The organism is Streptomyces sp. GC420, assembly GCF_009916105.1.
Taxonomy (GTDB): domain Bacteria; phylum Actinomycetota; class Actinomycetes; order Streptomycetales; family Streptomycetaceae; genus Streptomyces.
The window spans coordinates 1-20,780 of sequence record NZ_JAAAXQ010000109.1 but is presented as its reverse complement, the minus strand read 5'-3'; the positions used below and the strand labels follow the sequence as shown (position 1 = coordinate 20,780).

At 67.7% G+C, this 20,780-nt stretch carries 24 protein-coding genes and 2 pseudogenes; 15 read left to right on the top strand and 11 right to left on the bottom strand.

Annotated elements, in window-relative coordinates; all coding sequences use genetic code 11:
• Nucleotides 1-463: 463 nt before the first annotated feature.
• Together GUY61_RS16020 and trxA are read left to right on the top strand one after the other, a co-directional pair.
• A pseudogene (locus tag GUY61_RS16020) lies at nt 464-1,201 on the top strand (sulfite exporter TauE/SafE family protein); the annotation flags it as partial.
• 218 nt (nt 1,202-1,419) lie between these two features.
• Nucleotides 1,420-1,791: a thioredoxin gene (gene trxA / locus GUY61_RS16015; protein ID WP_166630840.1), complete on the top strand. Its 372-nt coding sequence runs from the start codon at nt 1,420-1,422 to the stop codon at nt 1,789-1,791.
• Between the two features lie 108 nt (nt 1,792-1,899).
• Here trxA and GUY61_RS16010 read toward each other — a convergent pair whose 3' ends face one another.
• A complete protein-coding gene (locus GUY61_RS16010; RefSeq protein WP_166630839.1) occupies nt 1,900-2,244 on the bottom strand; it encodes a hypothetical protein in 345 nt (114 codons plus the stop codon).
• Nucleotides 2,245-2,776: 532 nt separating this feature from the next.
• Between GUY61_RS16010 and GUY61_RS41545 the strand changes: the two genes are divergently transcribed.
• The gene (locus GUY61_RS41545; RefSeq protein ID WP_166630838.1) at nt 2,777-5,557 is read left to right on the top strand and encodes a VCBS repeat-containing protein; all 2,781 of its coding nucleotides are present in this window, start codon (nt 2,777-2,779) and stop codon (nt 5,555-5,557) included.
• Between the two features lie 114 nt (nt 5,558-5,671).
• On the opposite strand, the gene GUY61_RS16000 is transcribed toward GUY61_RS41545, so the two are convergent.
• Complete coding sequence (locus GUY61_RS16000) at nt 5,672-5,839, bottom strand: hydrophobic protein (protein WP_166630837.1); 168 nt, start codon at nt 5,837-5,839, stop codon at nt 5,672-5,674.
• A gap of 116 nt (nt 5,840-5,955) precedes the next feature.
• Nucleotides 5,956-6,168 carry a hypothetical protein gene (locus GUY61_RS15995; protein WP_166630836.1) on the bottom strand — a complete coding sequence of 71 codons (213 nt, stop codon included), beginning with the start codon at nt 6,166-6,168 and terminating at the stop codon, nt 5,956-5,958.
• 378 nt (nt 6,169-6,546) lie between these two features.
• On the opposite strand from GUY61_RS15995, the gene GUY61_RS15990 reads away from it, so the two are divergent.
• The 3 genes from GUY61_RS15990 to GUY61_RS15980 all read left to right on the top strand — a co-directional run bounded on the left by GUY61_RS15990 (nt 6,547) and on the right by GUY61_RS15980 (nt 7,927).
• A complete protein-coding gene (locus GUY61_RS15990; protein ID WP_166630835.1) occupies nt 6,547-6,834 on the top strand; it encodes a hypothetical protein in 288 nt (95 codons plus the stop codon).
• 252 nt (nt 6,835-7,086) lie between these two features.
• Complete coding sequence (locus GUY61_RS15985) at nt 7,087-7,443, top strand: PRC-barrel domain-containing protein (RefSeq protein WP_166630834.1); 357 nt, start codon at nt 7,087-7,089, stop codon at nt 7,441-7,443.
• A 40-nt stretch (nt 7,444-7,483) separates the two neighbouring features.
• Nucleotides 7,484-7,927 (top strand): ANTAR domain-containing protein, encoded by a 444-nt coding sequence (locus GUY61_RS15980; protein WP_166630833.1) that lies wholly within the window; start codon nt 7,484-7,486, stop codon nt 7,925-7,927.
• A gap of 23 nt (nt 7,928-7,950) precedes the next feature.
• On the opposite strand, the gene GUY61_RS15975 is transcribed toward GUY61_RS15980, so the two are convergent.
• On the bottom strand, nt 7,951-8,376 hold the full coding sequence (locus tag GUY61_RS15975) for an STAS domain-containing protein (RefSeq protein WP_166630832.1): 426 nt from the start codon (nt 8,374-8,376) through the stop codon (nt 7,951-7,953).
• Nucleotides 8,377-9,228: 852 nt separating this feature from the next.
• Here GUY61_RS15975 and GUY61_RS15970 point away from each other — a divergent pair.
• On the top strand, nt 9,229-10,563 hold the full coding sequence (locus GUY61_RS15970; RefSeq protein WP_208106055.1) for a ferric reductase-like transmembrane domain-containing protein: 1,335 nt from the start codon (nt 9,229-9,231) through the stop codon (nt 10,561-10,563).
• A gap of 617 nt (nt 10,564-11,180) precedes the next feature.
• On the opposite strand, the gene GUY61_RS15965 is transcribed toward GUY61_RS15970, so the two are convergent.
• The 7 genes from GUY61_RS15965 to GUY61_RS15935 form a co-directional block, all read right to left on the bottom strand.
• Nucleotides 11,181-12,023, bottom strand: coding sequence for a hypothetical protein (locus GUY61_RS15965; protein WP_166630831.1), 843 nt, complete (start codon nt 12,021-12,023; stop codon nt 11,181-11,183).
• Between the two features lie 10 nt (nt 12,024-12,033).
• Nucleotides 12,034-12,909 (bottom strand): DNA adenine methylase, encoded by an 876-nt coding sequence (locus GUY61_RS15960; RefSeq protein ID WP_166630830.1) that lies wholly within the window; start codon nt 12,907-12,909, stop codon nt 12,034-12,036.
• Nucleotides 12,906-14,264 (bottom strand): hypothetical protein, encoded by a 1,359-nt coding sequence (locus GUY61_RS15955; RefSeq protein WP_166630829.1) that lies wholly within the window; start codon nt 14,262-14,264, stop codon nt 12,906-12,908. The genes GUY61_RS15960 and GUY61_RS15955 overlap by 4 nt, the downstream gene beginning before the upstream one ends.
• A 424-nt stretch (nt 14,265-14,688) precedes the next feature.
• A complete protein-coding gene (locus tag GUY61_RS15950) occupies nt 14,689-15,066 on the bottom strand; it encodes a hypothetical protein (protein WP_166630828.1) in 378 nt (125 codons plus the stop codon).
• Nucleotides 15,063-15,407: a hypothetical protein gene (locus tag GUY61_RS15945; RefSeq protein WP_166630827.1), complete on the bottom strand. Its 345-nt coding sequence runs from the start codon at nt 15,405-15,407 to the stop codon at nt 15,063-15,065. Before GUY61_RS15945 ends, GUY61_RS15950 begins: the two co-directional genes overlap by 4 nt.
• Nucleotides 15,401-15,829 carry an ATP-binding protein gene (locus tag GUY61_RS15940; RefSeq protein ID WP_166630826.1) on the bottom strand — a complete coding sequence of 143 codons (429 nt, stop codon included), beginning with the start codon at nt 15,827-15,829 and terminating at the stop codon, nt 15,401-15,403. Before GUY61_RS15940 ends, GUY61_RS15945 begins: the two co-directional genes overlap by 7 nt.
• 45 nt (nt 15,830-15,874) lie before the next feature.
• On the bottom strand, nt 15,875-16,282 hold the full coding sequence (locus GUY61_RS15935; RefSeq protein ID WP_166630843.1) for an NUDIX hydrolase: 408 nt from the start codon (nt 16,280-16,282) through the stop codon (nt 15,875-15,877).
• A 108-nt stretch (nt 16,283-16,390) separates the two neighbouring features.
• Between GUY61_RS15935 and GUY61_RS15930 the strand changes: the two genes are divergently transcribed.
• The 8 genes and pseudogenes from GUY61_RS15930 to GUY61_RS15895 form a co-directional block, all read left to right on the top strand.
• Nucleotides 16,391-17,179 carry a GntR family transcriptional regulator gene (locus GUY61_RS15930; protein ID WP_166630825.1) on the top strand — a complete coding sequence of 263 codons (789 nt, stop codon included), beginning with the start codon at nt 16,391-16,393 and terminating at the stop codon, nt 17,177-17,179.
• A 157-nt stretch (nt 17,180-17,336) separates the two neighbouring features.
• A complete protein-coding gene (locus tag GUY61_RS15925; RefSeq protein ID WP_166630824.1) occupies nt 17,337-17,693 on the top strand; it encodes a hypothetical protein in 357 nt (118 codons plus the stop codon).
• A complete protein-coding gene (locus tag GUY61_RS15920) occupies nt 17,693-19,072 on the top strand; it encodes an FtsK/SpoIIIE domain-containing protein (RefSeq protein WP_166630823.1) in 1,380 nt (459 codons plus the stop codon). Before GUY61_RS15925 ends, GUY61_RS15920 begins: the two co-directional genes overlap by 1 nt.
• A gap of 86 nt (nt 19,073-19,158) precedes the next feature.
• Complete coding sequence (locus GUY61_RS15915) at nt 19,159-19,797, top strand: DUF2637 domain-containing protein (protein ID WP_166630822.1); 639 nt, start codon at nt 19,159-19,161, stop codon at nt 19,795-19,797.
• A 12-nt stretch (nt 19,798-19,809) separates the two neighbouring features.
• Complete coding sequence (locus GUY61_RS15910) at nt 19,810-19,995, top strand: hypothetical protein (protein ID WP_166630821.1); 186 nt, start codon at nt 19,810-19,812, stop codon at nt 19,993-19,995.
• Nucleotides 19,992-20,183, top strand: a complete 192-nt coding sequence (locus GUY61_RS15905; protein ID WP_166630842.1) for a mobile element transfer protein — start codon at nt 19,992-19,994, stop codon at nt 20,181-20,183. Before GUY61_RS15910 ends, GUY61_RS15905 begins: the two co-directional genes overlap by 4 nt.
• Before the next feature lie 15 nt (nt 20,184-20,198).
• A complete protein-coding gene (locus tag GUY61_RS15900; RefSeq protein ID WP_166630820.1) occupies nt 20,199-20,393 on the top strand; it encodes a hypothetical protein in 195 nt (64 codons plus the stop codon).
• A 19-nt stretch (nt 20,394-20,412) separates the two neighbouring features.
• Nucleotides 20,413-20,655 (top strand): annotated as a pseudogene (locus GUY61_RS15895) (SpdD protein); the annotation flags it as partial.
• Nucleotides 20,656-20,780 lie beyond the last annotated feature (125 nt).

Below are 20,780 nucleotides of genomic sequence, written 5' to 3'. Positions count from 1 at the left end.
GCCAACGCCTGACCGGCACACCCGGCAACCGTGACCCGGCACCACCGGCACCGCCCCGCACGGCCCGAACGGTTCCGCGTCACCCGGCGGCGGCCACACCGGCCGCCGCCGGAAACCCGGGACCCATCACGACCCCACGGGCCCGGGGTCCGGGGTCCGGGGTCCGCGTCTGCCCTGTGCCCACCCTCTGTCCGCCGCGCCTGCCACCCGCCTGCCACCCGCCTGCCACCCGCCTGCCCCGCGCCCGTCCCCGGGCCAGGTCCGCCGGCCACGAAGGAGATGTCCCTGTGACCCCCGACTCCCGCTCAGCGTCCGGGCCCGTGCCGGACGACCCCGGAGAGATCGCCCCGGACGGCAACGGCCTCCGGTTCATCGGCGCACGCACTCCCTGCGGGTGCCACACGTCCCGCGTCCCCTTCTCGTGCGGCGTCGTTCCCCGTCACGCCTTCGAGGAGTGTTGTTCGTGATCGCCGTCGTCGTTCTCGCCTCCCTGCTCATCGGAGTCAGCCTCGGCATCCTGGGCGGCGGTGGCTCCATCCTCACCGTGCCGATCCTGGTCTACCTGGCCGGCGTGGAGACCAAGCAGGCCATCGCGACCTCGCTGTTCGTCGTCGGTGTCACCAGCGCGGCCGGCGTGGTGTCGCACGCCCGGGCCGGCCGGGTCCGCTGGCGCACCGGCCTGCTGTTCGGTGTCGCCGGCATGATCGGCGCCTACGGGGGCGGCCGGGTCGCCGAGTTCATCCCCGGGACCGTGCTGCTCACCGCCTTCGGCGTCATGATGCTGGCGACCGCGGTGGCCATGATCCGCGGACGCAAGGAGAACCCCGACAAGAAGGTCCACCAGGAGCTCCCGGTCCTCCACGTCCTGGTCGAGGGCATCGTGGTGGGCCTGGTCACCGGACTCGTCGGCGCGGGCGGCGGCTTCCTCGTCGTACCGGCACTCGCCCTGCTCGGCGGACTTCCCATGAGCGTCGCCGTCGGCACCTCCCTCCTGGTGATCTCCCTGAAGTCCTTCGCGGGTCTGGCCGGCTACATGTCCAGCGTCCAGATCGACTGGGGCCTGGCGGGGATCGTCACCGCCGCCGCCGTCGTCGGCAGCCTGGTCGGGGGCCGGGTGGCCGGCCGCATCCCGCAGGACGTGCTGCGCAAGGGGTTCGGCTGGTTCGTGGTGGTCATGGGCGCCTTCGTGCTCGTCCAGCAGGCCTAGCCGAGCGGCGTCGCCTAGCCGAGCGGCGTCGCCGTCGGCCCTGCGGCCGTGGTCCGCACCGCCGTAGCGGTAGCCGTAGCCAGAGTCCTTGGCGTCGCCGTCGGTCCCGCACCGTGGGACGTGTCACACACACCGGTCCGGCCGGAACAAGAAGGCAGCCGCCACGGTTGAGCTGAATACCCCAAGGGGTATGTGGAGAGGAGCAGGACGTCATGGCGACCATGGAAATGACCAAGGACAACTTCGAGGAGACCGTCACCGGCGCGGGCATCGTGCTGGTCGACTTCTGGGCCGCGTGGTGCGGACCGTGCCGCATGTTCGCCCCCGTCTTCGAGCGGGTCTCCGAGCGTCACCCGGACATCGTCTTCGCCAAGGTCGACACCGAGGCGGAGCGGGAACTCGCCGCGAGCTTCCAGATCTCGTCGATCCCCACCCTCATGGCCATCCGCGACAAGGTCGTCCTGTACGCGCAGCCCGGCGCCCTGCCCGAAGCGGCACTCGAGGACATCATCGCCAAGATCCGCGCCGTGGACATGGCCGACGTCCGGCGGCAACTCGCCGAGCAGACCGCCGCCCGCGGCTGACCCGCGGCCCCGTACGGGCCCGGCCGCGCCTGCCCCCGACGCGACCGGGCCACCGGCACCGCCCCCTTCGACCTGACCGAAGGGGGCGGTGTCCTGTCGCCGTCGCGCTCACGGGGGCGGCGCGGGAGGGCTGGCCACGAGGACGTAGTGGGTGTTCTCGTCGTACAGAGTGAGCTGATAGGCCGTGCCCGCGGCGAGGTAGGAGAGGACTCGTTCGTGCTCGGCCTCGTCGGTGAGCCAGTGGAGCCCTGGCCGGGCGTGCGGCGGGTCGAGCTGGTCGATGATCTCCTGGGCCCGGTGCTGAAGCCAACGGAGCGCGAGGCGGGGGTTCCTGGCGGCATGGATGCCGAGGGAGACGGGCGTCGTCTCGTAAGGATAAGCGGCGGCCCAGCACTGGTAGGCGGAGTGGTGGCCGGCCGCGGCTAATGGCTCGCCGGGCTCGTGGGTCAGCATGGGTGGTCTCCTGGTCGACAGCCTCGAAGAGCTCCCCGCGACCGTGCGGCCCTGGTGTCTGTTCCGCGTACGGCCATGATCGTGGCACGCCGTGAGGAGCTGATCACGCGCAACGTACTGTCCCCCGCCGGCTCACTTCGACCCCGGGTCCGGGCCCCGGGCCACGACAGGACGGCGTGCGGCCCGTATCGCTCCTCCCGCCGGGCCGGCTGCCGCGCCTTCCGGCCGCCGGTGCGGTCGTTTCGCGGACGCGGCCCCGAAGGCTCTCGGGCACGGCCGCGGACGCTGACGAGTCCGCGAACGGGTGCTGTCCGCCGGGCAGTTCGCCCCGGCGGGCTCAAGCCCGGCAGGCCGGCGTATGCGATCTCCCGTCGTACGAAGGCTTTCGGGCGTGGTGCCCGCGCGGGACAACCGCGCGGGCGCGCTTGCGGACACCGGGCGCTGGTACGCTCCGTCGACACAAGACATGCACAGGTCATGCAGGGCTGTCGGGGGACACAGTCGTGCGGACCCAGTGAGGGGCCGGGGGGCCGTGAAGGATCGCAAGGTCGTACGACGTCGTCTGCTCGGCCGAGCGAGGGCGGCCATGGCCGTTGCCCTCGCCGCAGGCACCCTTGGCGCAGTGCCGGCGGGGACGGCACCGGCCGTCGGCGAGGACGAGATCGTCCTGCCCGCCGCGGACCGGACCGCCACGCGCAACCCGGTGTTCCGCGGCTTCGGTGACACTGGGGTGCTATCGAGCCCCGAAGGCGCCGGCGGCTTGCGCTGGACCGACTACGCGACCGGCCGGACCAGGGACGTGACCGAGTTCGCCGGCACCCAGCAGCCCAATGCGCTCGCACAGTCGGACACCACGTTCACCCTGTCGACCGACGCCGAAGGGCGACGCGTCGTCCGGTTCCGTGCGATCGGCTCCGGCGCGGACAGGGGCACGGTGACCGTCCCGACCGGACTGGCCTACGCCGGTACGGCGGGCGAGGGCGTCGTCGTCGCCTATCGCGGCAACTTGGCCAACGTGCGCGAAGTGCACCTGCTGAGGGCGGCGGCCGAGGGCGGCACCGACGACACGATGCTGACCGGCTGGCCCGCCGACGCGAAGCTTCTCGCGATCAGCGAGGGTGACGACCGGTCGCTGCTCATGCGCTACCGCGTGCCCACGGAGGATCCCGCGGTATTCCTCGACCAACTCGTACTCGTCGACGTCCGCGACGGATCCTGGTCCAAGGTGCTCGACCGCTACAAGGCGGGGGCGGCCCGGTTGCCCTTCCTGAGCGAGGACTATGTCGGCTGGTGGTACCCGGGGAGCGGCGCGCGGCTGCTGCGCCGTGACGCGCTCGACGGACCGGTGACCGCGGTTCCGGGCCCCGGCACCGAGGGAAAGACCGAGTTCACGGTCATCGGCGACGACGTCGTGGTGGCCACGTACGGCGAAGAGACTCGCGCCGTGCTCACCAGACCCCTGACCGACGCCGGGGAGTGGCGCACGCTGCTCCCGCAGATGAGTGGCTGGATCGATGAGTCGGCGGACGGGTCGGCCATCGCTGTAGGCGGTCCCGGCAAGGCGGACTGGGGCGTGCACCGGCTCGCCGAGGCACCGGACGGGCAGATCGTCGCCGCAGAGCTGATGGACCTGCCACCGGTGCCCGCGCCCGTCGACGGACTGTCGCTGGCCAACGGCACCCTGGCCTGGACCGACCAGACCTCCTCCCCGGCCCACGACGTCATGTTCAACACGCGCACGGTGTCCGCCGACGCGGCCCCCCGGGTGGGACCCGTCCGGCAGGCCGGCGGATGGGTGAAGCCCTGTCAGATCCAGTACGCCTGCGTCCGCCTGGTCGGGGCGGGGGACGGGTCCGTCGTCTACTCCGACCTCGATTCCAGCCAGTGGATCCACCGCCGTACGCCCACGGGTGAGGTCCAGACACTGACGGTGCCCGGTTTCTACGGCGAAGTGGAGGCCGCGCAGGGGCGGTACACGCTGCTGTCCGGCGGCACGAGCAGGAAGCAGTTCGTTGTCGACTGGACGCAGTCCAAAGTCGTGTCGACGCGCACGGCGGACGCCGCCGCCCTGTGGGACCGGCAACTGTGGACCACGACGCCCACCGCTGGGCACCTGTCGATGAGCCGCCTCGGATCGACCGTTCCGGCGGTCGACGTCAACGTCGGATCGGCGTGCGTTCCCAGCGAGCTGCAGGTCAACGGCCGCTTCGTGTACTGGGCGTGCGCCGCTCAGGGGAAGGCCGGAGTGTTCGACCGCTCCCGCGGGAGGTCCGTGGCCGTGCCGAAGGGCGACGCGCTGCTGGCCGACGGGTTCCTGGTTCGCCACGACAACGCCCGCGGCAAGCTGGTGCGTACCGACGTCCGCTCCGGGCGGGCGGTCAGCGCCGACGTGGCCGACCTGCCCGCCGCGTCCAGCCTCTGGCCCGAGGGCACGACCTCGGACCGCCGGATCCGCTGGACCCTCGACCCGTACGGGAACCGGGTGGTTTTCGTGGACGCCGAGGAGCGCATCCACATCCTCACCGCCGGTTCCCTCGCGGCGCCGGTGCTGCGGGACCACTCGGGGCGGGACGGCATCGGTGACCTGCTCACCCTCAACTCCTCCGGTGCACTGACGTTCCAGCAGGGCACGGGCAAGGGCACGTTCTCCGGAAAGGTCAGCGGCAGCGGCTGGGCGGCCGGCGTCCGTCCTGTGCCCGTCGGTGATCTGAGCGGGGACCGCTGCAACGACGTCCTGGTCCGGCTGGGCAGCGGCACCCTGCGGTTGTACAAGCCGGCCTGCGGGGCGGCGCTGAAGCCGACGACGTCGTACACGACCCTGGGCACCGGCTGGAACCAGTACGACGTCCTCACCTCCCCCGGTGACATCACCAAGGACGGCCGCCCCGACCTGATCACCCGCAAGGCTTCCACGGGCGCGGTGTACCTGTACAAGGGCGCGAGCGGCGGCAAGCTCGGCACACGCGTGAGACTCGCCGACAACTGGAAGACGTACAAGAAGGTCGTCGGGGCCGGGGATCTGAACGGTGACGGGATCGGTGATCTCGTCGCGCAGGACAAGTCGAACAACCTGTACCGGTACTTCGGGAAGGGCAACGGGACCTTCGCCGCGCGCGTGAAGATCGCCACCGGCTGGGGAGCCTCGTACAACGCGGTCGTCGGGGTCGGGGACATCACCGGAGACGGAAAGGCCGACCTGATCGCGCGGGACACCAGTGGGAAACTCTTCCGGCAGGCCGGTTACGGCAACGGGTCCTTCGCCTCGCGCGTGAAGATCGCCACCGGCTGGCAGAGCTACAAGGGCTTGTTCTGAGCCTGTCTCCGGGACCGGCACCCGGTCGGTGAGGCACCCTCGGCCGGAGGGGCTCCGTGCGTGATCGCCGCAGAGGCCGTCATTCGCGCGGGGTGAGATCGGGCATGGAGCGGATTACCTGGGGCCGCGGCTGTACCGGCGGTGGCCGCCGCTGCGCCCGCGCATGGCGAAGCCGACGATCCAGACGACCAGCAGGACGGCCGCGACCCACCACAGGATCTGCATCGTGAAGCCGAACCCGAAGACCACCAGGATCAGCAGAAGGAGAAGAATCCAGAACATTGCAGGGCCTCCAGATCGCGGGATTTCCTTGATTCCGCGGGGTCCGGGCGAAGCGGGAAGGTGGAATGCTGCGCCCGAGTGATCCGGAGTGGCATAGCCCTACGCCGCGTTACCAGTCAACGCCTGGCATCCTCCCTTGTCAACGCAGCATCGACACTGACGAGTTCTTGGAGCAGGGCTGGAGCCGCTGGGGTGAACGGAGCCTCGGCGAGGGCTTCGACCGGACCGGTCGGCGGCGTCGGCAGGATGTGGTCCTCCCACCAGGACAGGCCCAGCACGGTGGCGAGGAGGACGAAGGGGGTTGAAGCGGGAACGATCAGCGCGTACATGTGTACCGCCCGTTGTGGGATTCGTGCGACGCGGCGGGCCGCAGATCGGTGCCCGGTCGGGGCGCATCGGGTGCGCCGGGATCGTGACGATGGGCGCGTGCGGGAACGGCCTCGCTCGTGACACGGCGGGTTCCGGCACGATTCGCAGGGTGCGCCCCGTGGGGAGCGCGCTGGCGGTGCGACGCTGCCGGGGGCAGGGGCGGCATCTCGCACGCTAGCCCTTGCAGTAGTTCCCCGACAGGTGTCAAGCGGCCATTCGTGCCGGGCAGGACGCGCTTACGTCGCACGGTATCCGCAACCGTTGGGCAGGACTACGCTGTTGGGTGAGGCCCCAGTCCCCGGTATCGATGCTGTGTACCGCTTCCGGGGAGGCCCGCCGTGTTCGTCCTGCTCCTCATCCTCATCGTGGTTCTGTTCGGCTTCGGCTTCCTCAATCCCATCTGGTGGGTGGCCGCGGCGGTGCTGGTCTACGGCGTCACCCGCCACGGCCGCGATCGTGTCGGAGGCCGGAGCCGTAGCGGCAGTTCCGATCTCGGGGACTACCGGGACTACCGGGACTACCAGGAGCGCCGGGATCGTCGGGAACGCTGGGACCGCCGCTACAGCCGTCAGAACCGGGCGCGCTGGCGGCGCGAGGACCGTCGGGACCACGAACACCGCAGGTGACCCGTGGAGTGGACCGGCAGCCACGGGCTCCGGCTCCAGCCAGGCCGGACGTCGAGATCGTCAAGAGGTGCATGCCCATGCAGCGCACAAGCAGTGCGACGCCGGACTTCCAGAGGTTGCCGCGGCCCTGGTCGCAGCCTGGGAGGGCAAGCCGCTCCCGTGCGGATGCAGCGTGCGCTGCGGCGATTTCACGCGGAGAACCAGGGGCACGACTCACGACACGCAAGCCAGTCGTCCAGGTAGGGAGAGGCCATGATTCACGCAGCCGACGTCCGAGAATGGCGCAATCGCGATGTCGTCGACACCGAGTCGCACAAGATCGGTGTCCTGGAGGCGGTGTATGTGGACACCACCACCGACGAGCCGGCCATGGCCACGGTACGGACCGGACTGCCCACCCGACACCGCCTGGTCTTCGTCCCCATTGAGAACGCGATCGCTGGGCCCGACTACCTCAAGGTCGGCTATGCCAGAACGCTGGTGAAGCAGGCCCCTTCGATCGGCACCGACGACATCCTGCCCGCCGAGCAGGAGGAGGCGATCTTCAAGCACTACGGACTGCCCTACGAGCCCGGTGCGGCCGGGGAACGGCAACTGGCGCGCCGCTGACCACCTACGGACGGGACGACTGCCCTGTGAGGTACGCACGATGCACCAGGTGACCCCGCCCCGTGAAGAACAGCGGCTGTTGAGAACCGAGCATCCAGCGGGGGACGTCGCTTTGCTGGTCGAGGTCGTGGAACTACGCGCCAGGAACCAGCAGTTGGGTCGGGCACTGGCGAGCCGTGCGGTGATCGACCAGGCATGCGGCATGGTGATGGCCCTGGCCCCGTGTTCCAGCGAGAGGGCCTGGGACCTGCTCGTGGACGTGTCGCAGCACTGCAACATCAAGCTCCGTGACGTGGCTGCGGCTCTGGTCGCCTCGACGAAGGACCGGACGCTCCCGGAACCGATGCAGCGGGAGCTACGCCGAGCACTGAGGCGCCTAGAGATCCGCCAGATCCTCACGCAGGCCCTCCACCAGCCAACGGTTCAGCCGACGCAACCGCACCGGAGCCATGGCCGAGGGCCCGCCGTCCCCCGGCTTCCGTGACTGTCCCCGCCCTGGTTCGGCCGTCATCGAACATCTCCCCAGAGAGCAGGCGCAAGCGGGACAGGCCCGTGCGGCGGGGCTGGAAGGGGCGCGGCCGGGGTGCCCCCGAGAGGAGGTGGCAGGTGGCCGTATGGAAGGCCGAGGAGAAGGAAGCCGCAGCCGGCGAGGTCGAGAATCCGAGCCAGCGTCGTCGGCGGATGGTGCAGTCGCAGGACCCCACTGGCCGCGGTGGTCTGCTGCGCGGCGCGGAGGAATGCGTTGAGTCCGCTGCAGTCGCAGAAGGTGACGGGGGCGAGGTCGACGTCGATGGTGCGGATACCGTCCCGCAGGCACCGCTCCAGGGACACGCGCACCAACGGCGCGGATTCCAGATCGATCTCACCGACCAGGGTGATCAGCGCGCGTTTCCTTCGGTCATGGCGGTAGACGGTGAGCTGTGGGAGGGACATGACGCCTCGGTTCGGAGGACCATCCGGCAGCGGGCACGGTGGGCCGGAGTTCCGGCCCCCTGGGCGCGCTCCCGGCAGGGGCGTGTTTTCGGCGGAGGCAGGGCAACGGCCGGTCCGACAGCCTGCGTAGCAGGACAGAGGCCCCACCCAGTTCTCTCCAGGGATGCGCCGGGTGACAGACGAAGAGTCCGCACCCCGCAGCCATCTTGTGTTCAGCAACAGCATGCCGCCGGGGTCTGGGACGTCTACACGGCAGCGTAGTCCTTGCGTCGTTCGATGGACGGTTCGAAGCCGTGCCGATCCCAGGATGTGGACGGTGCAGAAACACGGACCAGCGCACGGGTCTGGAGACCTACGACCAACTCGTGCGCCGGGACATGCCGCTCGGCCCCGTCACGGTCGACCACAAGGCCCGGCGCGTGGGCTTCTTCCTCAACTCCCGCTGCCAGGAAGCATTCGCACACTTTCTCACGCAGGAGACGGACACTCCGCCCGTCCGCTCACGCGCTGCCGGCTGCTGAGCGGCGCGTGGGTCAGATCTGGCCGAGGTCGATCTCCACCGGGAAGGGGGCCGCTACCTTGAGGACGCCGGTGGGATGTGCGCGGCGCCGGCCACATCGGTGAGCGCTGTACGACCCGGCGACGTGAGCCATCGCGGAACCTTGGCCGCAGAGCGCACTGAACGCCGAACGGTGATTGGAATCGACGGTTCTGGCGTGAACGGATCGGGCCCATGCTCCGTATGCTTATCCGATCGGGGTGTGTATCCGGACGAATTACTCGATCTTCATGGGGTAGTGCACACGGGCCGCGAGTGCAGCGGCCACGGGGGGATGTGAGCAAAGCATGGCGATGGCGAGTAACACGGTGCGCAGAGGCACCGTGCTTCCGGTGGACGCGGCGCGCTGGGCGATGTGGACTTTCGTCGTCGTCAATGCAGTGATCGTCGAGACGCTGTTCCTCAGCGCCGGTTCGGGCAAGAACGGGGTGCTCACGGTCGCCAAGTTCTTCGGACTGCACGCAGCCCTGCTGATGCTGTTCCAACTGCTGCTGGTGGCCCGGCTGCCCTGGCTGGACCGCCGCATCGGGATGGACCGGCTCACGGTGTGGCATCGCTGGGTCGGCTTCTTGCTGCTGTGGACCGTCCTCACCCACGCCACGCTGGTGGTGCTCGGCTACGCGAACCTCGACGACGCGTCCATGGGGAAGACGTTCGTCGCACTGAGCGGGGTGCCGGCCTCCCTGCTGGGCATGCTCGCCGCGGCCGTCATCGTCATGATCGCCGTGATCTCCACCCGGCCCCTGCGGCGGCGACTGCGGTACGAGGTCTGGCACGGTCTGCACCTGCTGCTCTACGTGGCCCTGGGCCTGTCGTTCGTCCACCAGTTGCAGGAGACCACGACGTTCACGTCCTCCGCGTTCGCCACGGCCTACTGGTGGATTCTGTGGCTGTTCGCCTTCGGCGCCCTGCTGACCGGGCGTGTCGCCATGCCGCTGTGGCGCAACGTCTACCACCGGTTCCGTGTCGCGGCCGTGGTACCGGAGTCGGACAACGTGGTCTCTGTGTACGTCACCGGCCGACACCTCGACAAACTCCCGGCCAGGGCGGGGCAGTTCTGCATCTGGCGGTTCCCCGGACACAACCACTGGTGGCTGGCCAACCCCTTCTCCCTGTCGGCGGCGCCGGGCGGACAAGGGCTGCGTCTCACGGCGAAGGCGGCGGGCAGCACCAGTGCCGGCCTGCGGAACGTCCCGGTCGGCAGCCGCGCCTTCGTCGAGGGACCGTACGGGGCGTTCACCTCGCTGCACCGGACCCTGCCCGGCACCCTGCTGATCGCCGGGGGTGTGGGGATCACGCCCGTGCGGGCCATGCTGGAGGAGGAGGCGACCGGCGACGTCGTCGTGCTGTACCGGGTGCGCAGCGAGGCCGACGCGGTGCTGCTGAACGAGGTGCGCCACCTGGTCGCGCTACGGGGCGGACGGCTGCACCTGCTCACCGGCAGAACCGGCGAGGGCGGCGCCCCGCTGTTCGGCTCGGACAGCCTGCACAGGCTGGTCCCCGACGTCACCGAACGCGACGTGTACGTCTGCGGCCCGCCCGCCATGACCAGGGCCGTGCTCGCCGGCCTACGAGACCTGCGGGTCCCCGCGCGACAGGTGCACGCCGAGAAGTTCGGTCTGGCCTGAACCGGAAAGGGGCCCGACGTCCAGACCTGCGCATACGGACCCGCTACAGGCCGAGCAGTACCGGTCGCTCACGCAAAACGGCCCCGGACGAGGAGTCCGAGGCCGAACAGAGCGCCTCCCTGGGAAGAGAACCCCAGGTCAGCGGCATCATGCGTTGTGCCCCAGGCAGGATTCGAACCTGCGACACCCGCTTTAGGAGTTCGATCCGATCCCGCTCCAGCTGCTGTCGTCAACTGGTGCGACGGCCGGACAGAGATGCTGGTGTACGTCCCCGTCCGGCGTCGTTGATGTCAGCAGTGGATGTCAGCAGCCTTCTGATCCGTAGGGGCCGTTTGGTGGAGCGCCACGTACTCGGCATGTCCGCCCGCTCCGCCCGTAGCTCGTCGCAACGTGCCCCCGGGCTAGCAAATGCTCCCTGGTCAACCGCGTGGCGTGCGTCACACGTGACCTAATCGTCTGTCAGCTGCCCTCAAGAGGCTGATACGGTACTCCTGTTATGGGGTGCGAGGCTGAAGAAGCCCACTACGGCTCGTGACCGTTGGCATCCACAGAAGAGGGAGGTCCGGGTTCGAGTCCCGGCTTGTAGCTTAACCGGTAGAGCGTCCTCTTTTCATTCTTTACCAGCCTGCCCTCTGTATTGCAGAGTTCAACTCGCCGCTGGTCAAATTGAGTGGACTGTAGTAAGTATTCAGAAATCCCGGCAGCTTTCGCGTCTTCTGGGAAATGTGTTTGAGTGTCGCGTGTTGGGACTCGAAATCCTCCAGGCTTATATCTGCCCACACTTCGCGTTTCAATCTATCCCTGAGTAGGTAATTCATTTCCTGGGATATCCGCTTCGTGACAGCGAGCGCGAGAATCAACTCGCCGTGTGAGAAGGTCACAGGCACCCCTGGGGTGATGCGCGTCTGTGGATGTTCTCCAGTTACCTTAATCCACTGATCTTGGGCGCTCTGGCTGAGGCTACCAGCTGCTTGTATGAGGCGCGTCTCGGGCATCCCTCCAGCATGGATAACTGCGTTCCTCATCTGGCGAATCAGATGAAATTGCTGTATGGAATCCCGAGGAAGGCTCTGCCCTACCTTTCTTTCGAAAGTAGCATGCATGGAGTACGCCTTCGTAGTATCGGCCTCTGCTTGAGTCATTTGCCCCGCTCTAATAAGTAGGTCGAAGCAGGTGTGCACAAAATCTTCGTGGATTGCGAGGGCATACGGAACTGCCATCGCGCTAAGGTGCGTCTCTGCCTCGGCTAGGAGCGATTGCGCGTTCGCGGTAGACAGATTCATGCGCCTGATGTGAGGCACGGCCGGGAAGATCTCAGGCAATAGACGTGTACTGCCCGCGGTTAACTGAAGAGTATTTTCGGCAAGTCGCGAGCCGGCCAACAGTGCCATGATTGCGTCACTGGCGCGAATTCGCGCTTGCTCGTACGCGCGATACTCAGGGAAATGAACAAGGCTCACGCTAGCCTCCTTAGTTGGTTAGCCACAGATAATCACCTGTCCCAATGACTCCATCAAATTCCGGCACGGTGAGAGAGTCGCTGAAGACAGCGTACTCGACGCCTTGATGCCGCACTTGGGCACTGTGAGAGATTTCGAATTGCATGCAACGATGCCTCGCATAGAGCTCTTCCGTGATTCGGGCCTCGGCATCGTAGGTAAGGAACCACTTGATCGGCGTTTCGCCCAGCATGGTGGCTAGCTCGGTATGGTCTCCGGAACTTAGGGAGTCCATGTACAGACGATCACCCTGCACTAGATAGGGCGGGTCCACGTAGGCAATAACGTCCTGCCCTAACCCAGCGAGGCTGCGAATGTGGTCCCTACCATCCTGCTGTGATAGAGAAACACTCTCACCGTAACGTCCCAGGAACTCTATGCGTTCTGCTAGAGCTTCACGATTAAAGCGGGCATCGATCTTCCATTTTCCTGTCTGCTCGAAACCGCCAATCGGTCGGGCGCGCAAGATGCCAGATCGGTTACATCTGTTGAGGAAAAACGTCGCGAAGCCGAGTTCCAAGTCGTTCTTTCCGATGGGGCTCGCGTATATAGCTGAGTTCCTCCGCCATGCCTCGACGGTCACCTCAGCGCTACGGATCATTGACGCAAGCTCATTGCTCTTTCCAAAGACGCAACGCCAGAAGGCGGCGATCCCAGGGTCTGCGTCATTCAAGTGGATGCGCTCCACGGTGCCGTCTACGAGGAGCTTCAATGCAGCGCCAGCTCCGCCGCAGAAAGGTTCTGCGTAGTGTTTCGGTTGGGGTTCCTGAGCGCGAATGAGTTGACCAATATAACCCGCTAGACGAGCTTTCCCACCCGGATAGCGCAGAGGGCTGATGTATCTCATCGCTTGGGCTCCTCCCCCAAGGAAGCATCAAGCTTCATGAGCATCGGTGTGTAAACTGCGCTTAGCTTAGTGATGTCGATGATCATAGGTTCGACGTCCCATTGATGCATGAAAGCGTGAAGATTCTTAACAGAGAGGGCCCCATCATTCTGGGACATTCGGCGAGCCTCATCTAGATCCCGATCGCTGCTATTGGGGTCTATGTGTAGTAGTGCCAAGCGGATGCGGTCGCGCAGCCGGTCTTGCTTTCTTCGCCATCCTTGCTTCTCGGCGAGCTCAGTGACGGTAATGTCGATCACTGCGCGAATCATGATCGCTGCTACGTTCGGCGACTCTGTAATGGTGACTTTCTTGGCTTCGTTGAGTACTTTTGCGGTTCGCCGGCTAACGTTCCGCAGAACAACATTCTGGAAGACACGCTTGTCTTGATTCGAGCGCCCGGCAGCAGGAGGCTTTGTCTGCGGTGTGGCCGTCTGAGCGGGTGGAATAACAGGACTGGCAGCGGGCGGTGTAGCGTCAGGACCTGGAATTAGGCGAGGCTGTGTGAGACGATCGGAATTCTGAGGAAGGTAGTTCTTTATTCCAGCGACGTACTCGCGGCGTTGATCTCTGTTCTTGACGTGTGATACCGAAAGGTGAGATGCCAGATCAGAGAAAAGCTTACGAACTGAACTATGCATAGCTTCCGGTTCGTAATCGGTGAGAATGCCCTTCTCGGTGAATTCGATTCCCAGAGCGTTTCGAACCTTGGAGTCGCTGAGTATTCGGGCTAGCGTAGTAAGGCGAGTAGATCGAACCTTCTCGACGTCTGTAAGAAGTTCCCGATCGTTGGCATACCAGAGGTTGACCTGATGGATAAAGCGCAGTGCCCTTTCGGACGGGTTTTTCTTCTTCGCGTACCGGGTTACCTGTTCATGATTCCATCTGACAACGCCTACGCCGCCATTCTCCCCAGTGTGTCGAAGTGCGATCCAATGGCGTGCTGCGTCTCTACTAGGTGAAACAATGCAGCGCACCGTACGAGGGATTGTGGTTCGATTTCGGCGAGCGATAATTGCTATCTGCTGCCGGATCTCGGGATCATCTACTAGGGTCGAATCTAACAATGCCTTGAGTGCCGAAATTCTGCGATTTCCTTCAATGACCACCATGTCGCCTTCTTCTTTCACGATGATGGTCAGCTCAGTCGGGTTCAGTCCTTTGGAGGCGATGTCTTGGGCTAAGTTCACCCATTTCTCGGGATCTGTCGCAAGGAGCGCTGAAATGGCCTCGCGCGTCGTTGGTGTAGGCACGTCGTGCCGTGGGTTCTGCCTGTCAAGGGTGAGGTCTGTGACCGCGAAGTCCTTCTGCTCCATGGTGATGATGTTCTCATTTGGGTCGCCAACTGCGGTAGTGATCTAGCGAAGTTGGCCGTGCTGGCGAGCTCACCGAGGCGGAGCGGGTTTGGCCGGTGGCCTGCCCGGTCTGGGGTCGAGCATGGCCAGGGGGCCGTACGCTGGTTGGCAACTCGGGCAGGCTTTGGGCCTGACCGCAATTAGCACGAGTGGCCCCCTGGTCTTGCTCGACGCGGGACCCGGACCGGGGAGGTGGGTAAAGCCGTGGAGCCCCCAGCCACGACGTACCCCCTTCTCTGGCCTCAGGAGGCTGATCGCTGTGCGCGCGGCACGGGCGTCGGCCGGGCTGGAGCGGGACGAAGGCAGGAGCGCAGGTCCGGCCGGGGGCCGGGCCGCGCGCGGTGAGCGGAGCGAGCCGCCTTGAACCCGTGAAGAAGGTTGTAACTCAGTCTGCGGTGCGGGGTCGGAACTGCTTTGTGCAGGCTGGGGAGTTGCTGCCCCGGTGGTGGGCGACGGGTAGGAAGAGGACGGGTCGGGCTGTCCAGGTGATGCGGGTGCCGGCGGTGGTGATGGAGATGTGGCAGGGCTCTGACTGTCGTAGTGCCTTGGCCGTGTGGTGGCGGCCTTCGTAGAGCCAGTCCCAGGCTTCGGCCGATGCCGCCGGTTCGAGCGCGGATGTGATGGTGCGGAGCGCTACCGCGATCCAGCGGACGGCCTGGGCGGGGGTGTAGGCGTCGATTGCTGTGAGGCGGGTCGGCTGGTCCTCGTCGGCGAGTTGCTGGGTCCAGCATTCGCACCAGTAGCCGCGGGCGGGTTCGTTCATCGTGGGGTCCCGGCCGGGCTGGCTACGAGGATGTAGCGGGTGTCCTCGTCGTGCAGGGTGAGTTGGTATGCGGTTCCGGCTGCGAGGTGGCCGAGGGCTCGTTCGTGTTCGGCCTCGTCGGCGAGCCAGTGGCGGCCGGGCTGTGCGTGGGGCGGGTCGAGCTGGTCCGTGATGTGCTCGGTTCTCTGCTGGAGCCAGCGCAGGGCGAGACGGGGACTGCCGGCGGCATGGGTGCCGAGAGGGATGGGGGTGCCCTGGTGGGTGTAGGCGGCGGCCCAGCACTGGTAGCTCATGCGGCGGCCCTGCGGGGTTAATGGCTCGCTCGGGTTCTGGGTCAGCATGGGCGGTCCCCTGGTCGGTGGCCGGCGAAGAGTTCCGCGGTGACGGTGCGGCCCTGGCGGCTGTCGTGGATGACGAGGCGGTGGGCGAGTGCGCTGACCATGCCGAGTCCCCGTCCGTGTTCGGCGTGCTGGTCGAGGGGGCGGATCTTCGGGGTGGTGCTCGCGCTTCCGGCGTCGGTGACGGAGAGGGCTACGACCTGCGCGGAGACGGCGAGTGCGAGGTGGAAGCATCCGTGCGGGAGTCCGCTGGCGGTGTGCAGGACGGCGTTCGCGCTGAGCTCGCTCACGATCAGCTCGGCGTCCTCGGCGTGCGGGGAGCCTCTGAGGATGTCCCGCGTCCAGCGGCGGGCCCGGCTGACCTCTTCCGGAAATCCTGGGCAAGTCAGTCCCCAGACCCGGGCGGTGCTCGTATACTCGTGCATACAAGTTCCTTCGTGCTGGTAGGCCGCCTGTGCAGCGGGATCGGGCTATACGAGTTTCACGCCGTCGTGAGCGCGTATGGCCGGCGGGGACATCGCGTCCAATGCGTCCGTGACGCGGATCGCGTATGCCTCGTCGGTGAGTTCGATGATTTCTTCCCGGGTTGCCCAACGCAGTGCGCGGGTCTCCTCCCCGGTGGAGGGGGTGCCGTCGGCGGCTTCGCAGCGGAAGACCAGGGAGACGATCAGGCCCGTCATGTTCTTGTAGACGCCGGTCAGGGTCGCGGGAAGCGCGATCTTGATTCCGGTCTCTTCGAGGACTTCGCGCTGGAGGGCTTCCGGGATGGTCTCGTCGCGTTCGAGGACTCCGCCCGGCGGTTCCCAGTGCCCGTTGTCGCGACGCTTGATCAGCAGGGCTCGGCCCCGGTCGTCGACGATCACTCCGGCAACGCTCACGGAGTGCGGGCGCTCAACAGTCACGTTCCTCGGCCTTCTGCGGATGGCTAGGCTCTCCACCGTAGCAACAGAACTCGGCCACTCGTCTAGATATCTCAAGGAGTACAGGTGACCTCTCTTCCGTCCGGCCTGCTGGGTGCGGTGGACCCGACGAGTGATCGCGCCGTGTTCCGGCAGATCGCCGACCAGTTGCGGGAAGCCATCGAGAAGGGGCGCATCAAGGAGAGCGAGAAGCTGCCCTCCGAGGCGGAGCTCGTCGAGCACTTCGGCGTCTCCCGGATGACCGTTCGCAACTCCTTGTCCATTCTCCAGGGCGAGGGCCTGGTGCACTCCGAGCACGGGCGCGGCGTCTTCGTCCGCCCGCGGCCTCCCGTCCGGCGCCTCGCCTCTGACCGCTTCGCCCGGCGCCACCGCGAGCAGGGCAAGTCCGCGTTCATCGTGGAGGCGGACACCGTGGGCAGCAAGTACGAGGTGGACAGCCTGGAGGTCAAGGAAGAGGCGGCCACGCAGGACATCTCGGCCCGGCTGGGCTCCGTGCGCCGCGTGCTGGCCCGCCGTCGCCGGTACCTGCTCGACGGCCGGCCCATGGAGACCGCTACCTCGTACCTTCCGCTCGACATCGCCCGCGGCACCCCCATCGCCCAGCCCAACCCGGGGCCCGGCGGCATCTACGCCCGGCTCGAGGAGCTGGGCCACCGCCTCGACCACTTCGAGGAGGAGGTCCGCGCCCGGATGCCCTCGCCGACCGAGGTCAAGACGCTCCGCCTGGCCTCGGGTGTCCCGGTCATCCACCTCGTCCGCACGGCGTACGACACGAAGGGCCGTGCGGTGGAAGTCTGCGACACCGTCATGGCGGCCGACGCCTACGTGCTGTCGTACCAACTCCCCGCGAACTGAGGGCTGGTGAGGGCGAGCCAGCTTTTCGGACTCGTACGCACCAGCAGGCATACTCGTATAGACGAGTGGGCAAGTTGTGTGGCAAGGTGATCTCCGTTCCCGACCAATCGGGTCCGAAGGCTGCATCTTGTATAGACGAGTAGATGGGGAGTGTGTCTTGCGTACCATCCGTGTGGAGACCTCGGCCGCGACGATCCTGCTGACCGAGGCTCCTGAGCCCAAGGTCCGCGACCGGCAGACCGGCGAGGTTGCCAAGGACGCCGTGAGCGGCGAGACGCTGATGACGATCGGCGTCGTCTACATCGAGGGCGGCGAGTCCTCGCTGATCAAGGTCACGATTCCGGAGAGCGGGGTGAGCGAAGGGCTGGCCCTCGGGGCGCCGGTCTCGCTGCCGGGGCTGGTGGCCCGGCCCTGGGAGTCGGTGTTCAACGGCCAGCAGCGGCACGGCATCGCCTACCGGTCCGCCGCCGTCACCCCGGCCGTGTTCCCGGCCGTCGTGGGGGCCTCCGCCTGATGACGGACCTCACGACCCTTCTGGAGGTGGGTGGTCCCCTCGCCGCGCTCGGCGGCGGGGCCGCCTATACCCGGGCCCGTCACCCCGGCGTCTACTGGTCCGCGGTCGGCCTGCCGGTCTCGACGGCCCGGCTGCTGTCCTCGTACGGCTCGGTCATGGAGGCGTGCGGGCTGACCGTGGCGCCGTCCCGGCTCCGGCTCTGGGCGGTCAAGGCGACGACCCGGCGGGAGGTGCGGCCCGTTCCGCCCCGCCGGGGCATCATCCGGCCGACCTCGACCGGGATGCGGCTCCGGCTGCGGCTGGCCCCGGGGCAGGAACCGGCGGACGTGGCGGCCTCGGCCGAACGGCTGCGGCACGCCTGGGGCGTCCACGCCGTGTACGTCTCGACGGTCAAGCCGGGCGTGGTCGAACTGCGGCTCGTCGGCTTCGACGTACTGCGGAGGGTGAAGATGCCGCGCAAGGCGAAAGGCTCCCTCCTGAAGGTGCCGGTGGCACTGAGGGAGGACGCGACGCCGTTCGTACGCGACTACCGCGCCATCCCGCACCAACTGACGCTCGGCGCGACGCTGTCGGGCAAGTCCATGTACCTGCGGCACCTGATCACCGGGCTCGCCGCTCAGCCGGTCGCCCTGGTCGGTATCGACTGCAAGCGCGGGGTGGAGCTGGCGCCGTTCGCGCCGAGACTGTCGGCGCTGGCCACCGACCCGGACGAGGCGGCCGACCTGCTGCCCGTTCTCATCAAGGAGATGGAGGACCGCTACGACCTGATCAAGGCCCGGCAGGGCATCGCGCCCGGCACCCTGGACGAGGAGATCACCTCTGACGTCTGGGGACTGCCCGACAGTGAACGGCCGGTGCCGGTGGTGCTGTTCGTGGACGAGGTGGCCGAACTCTTCCTCACCGCCACGCGGAAGGACGAGGAACGGCGGGACGAGATGGTCACCCAGCTGATCCGGCTCGCCCAGCTCGGCCGAGCGGCCGGGATCTACCTGGAGGTGTGCGGGCAGCGGTTCGGCGCCGAGCTGGGCAAGGGCGCCACCATGCTCCGGGCCCAGCTGACCGGCCGCGTCTGCCACCGGGTCAACGACGAGGCGTCCGCCAAGATGGCGCTCGGCGACATCGCACCCGAAGCGGTCTCCGCCGCCTGCGCGATCGCCCCTGAGATGCCCGGCCTGGCCGTGGCCGGCGACACCTCCGGCGGCTGGTCCCGCATCCGGACGCCGTATCTGTCTCTCGGCGAAGCCGCCGAGCTCTGCCGCGAGTTCGCGCACATGGCTCCCGAGCTGCCCGCGCTCAAGCCCTTCCGGCCGCTCGTGCCCGTACCGCCGGTGGTGGCGGGTCCGTCGGCCGCGGTCAAGCCGCGTCCCGTGACCGGCTGACGCTCCTCCCTTCTTCCCGGTCGGCGTGACCGCTTCGCGCCGCGTCCCTACCCCTCCCATGCCTGAATCCCGGAAGGAGCCGCACCATGCGCGCCCACTTGGCCCGCGTCGACGCGGTGCTCGTGCAGGCGGCCATCGCCGCAGCGCTGTCCTTCGCCCACCTGCACGACATCGCCGTGGCGGCCGGGCAGGACGGATGGAAAGCCTGGGCCTATCCCGTCTCCGTCGACCTGCTGCTCGTCGCTGCCTGGCGTCGGCTGCGGTCCGGGCACACCGTCAAAGCCGCCTGGTGCTGGTTCGTGATCGCTCTGGCCGCCTCCCTCGGGGCGAACGTCGCGACCGCGGGCCTCCTCGACATGAACGACGTCCCGGCCTGGCTTCGCATCCTCGTGGCCGGCTGGCCCGCCGTCGCCTTCCTCGGCGGAACCCTGCTGGCACACACCAAGCCTGCCGACCCTGCCGACCCTGCGGCCGTCGAGGACGAGGACGACCAGGAGGACGGCGCCGAACCGGCTCCCCCTGCCCTGCCGACCGCCGAACCGATCGCGGCACCGGAACCCGCACGGCCCGCCGTTCCCGTCCCGGCCGCGCTCGTCGAGCACGCCCGGAAGGTCGCCGCCGAGCACCGCACCCGTACCGGTACGCCCATCGACACCCCGACACTGCGGGCCCGCCTCGGCATCCCCGCGCCCATGGCCGAAGCCATCGCCACCCGCCTCACCTGAGAAGAGATCTCCATGCCCCTGTTCTGCTTCGACACGTTCAACGACTACCTCGACGCCGCCCGCGAGATGGCCCGCACCGGCCATCCGACGCTGGCCCGGCTCCTCGCCGAAGAAGCCGCCGAACGGGCCACGAACCCCGACGAAACCGCCCTCGTCCGGGGAGAGTTCCCCAGCATCAGCGCGCGACAGGGGGACTGACCATGGCCCGCCGCTTCCGCGCCGTCGCCCGTATCGGCCCCGTGCAGGTCGGCACCTCGTACGACGGCCGGGGCCGCGAGAAGCACACCGCCGCCTGCACCGCCCCGCGTTGCGGCTTCTCCGCCGACTACGACAGCCGGGCCGCCGCCGAGCTGGCCGCCCGCACCCACCGCTGCCCCGTCCGCTGAAAGGACCCGCCCACCGTGAACGTCAGCCTGCCGCTCGTCCTGGTCCTCGGCCTCTTCGCCTGGGGCGCGGTGAAGTTCCTCGGTGTCCGGACCTGGGTCGTCGTGCTGATCGCCCTGTTCGGATTCTGGCTCTCCGACACCTTCATGGCCCCCGCCATCGAGTCCGGCACGCGCTCCGGCGTGGACATCATCAACGACTCACATGACTAGACGAGTAGATGAGGTGCCCGTGTTTCTGCCCAAGTACCCCGACAACCCGACTCCGCCGCCCGCCCACTTCCACACCCCGGCCGACCCGGCGCTCCTCCGGGGACGGGTGCCCGCGGTCAACGTCAACACCGGCGCCGTGGTGGCACTGATCACCGGCGGCGTGGTCCTGACCGCGCTCCTGGCCGCCGTCGCCGTCTCGGCCGTCTCCGTGGCCATCGCCGCCGTGGTCCTGCGCTCCCTGTTCCGCGAGCACCACCGCCGCCACACCGCGTCGCTCGGCCGCATCAGCGCGACGAAGGCGACACCGGCGCCGATCCCGGCGAGGGCCCGCAGGTCCGTGTGATCGCGGACGCCGCGCACTGGCACGCCCCGAACGGTCTTGGGCGC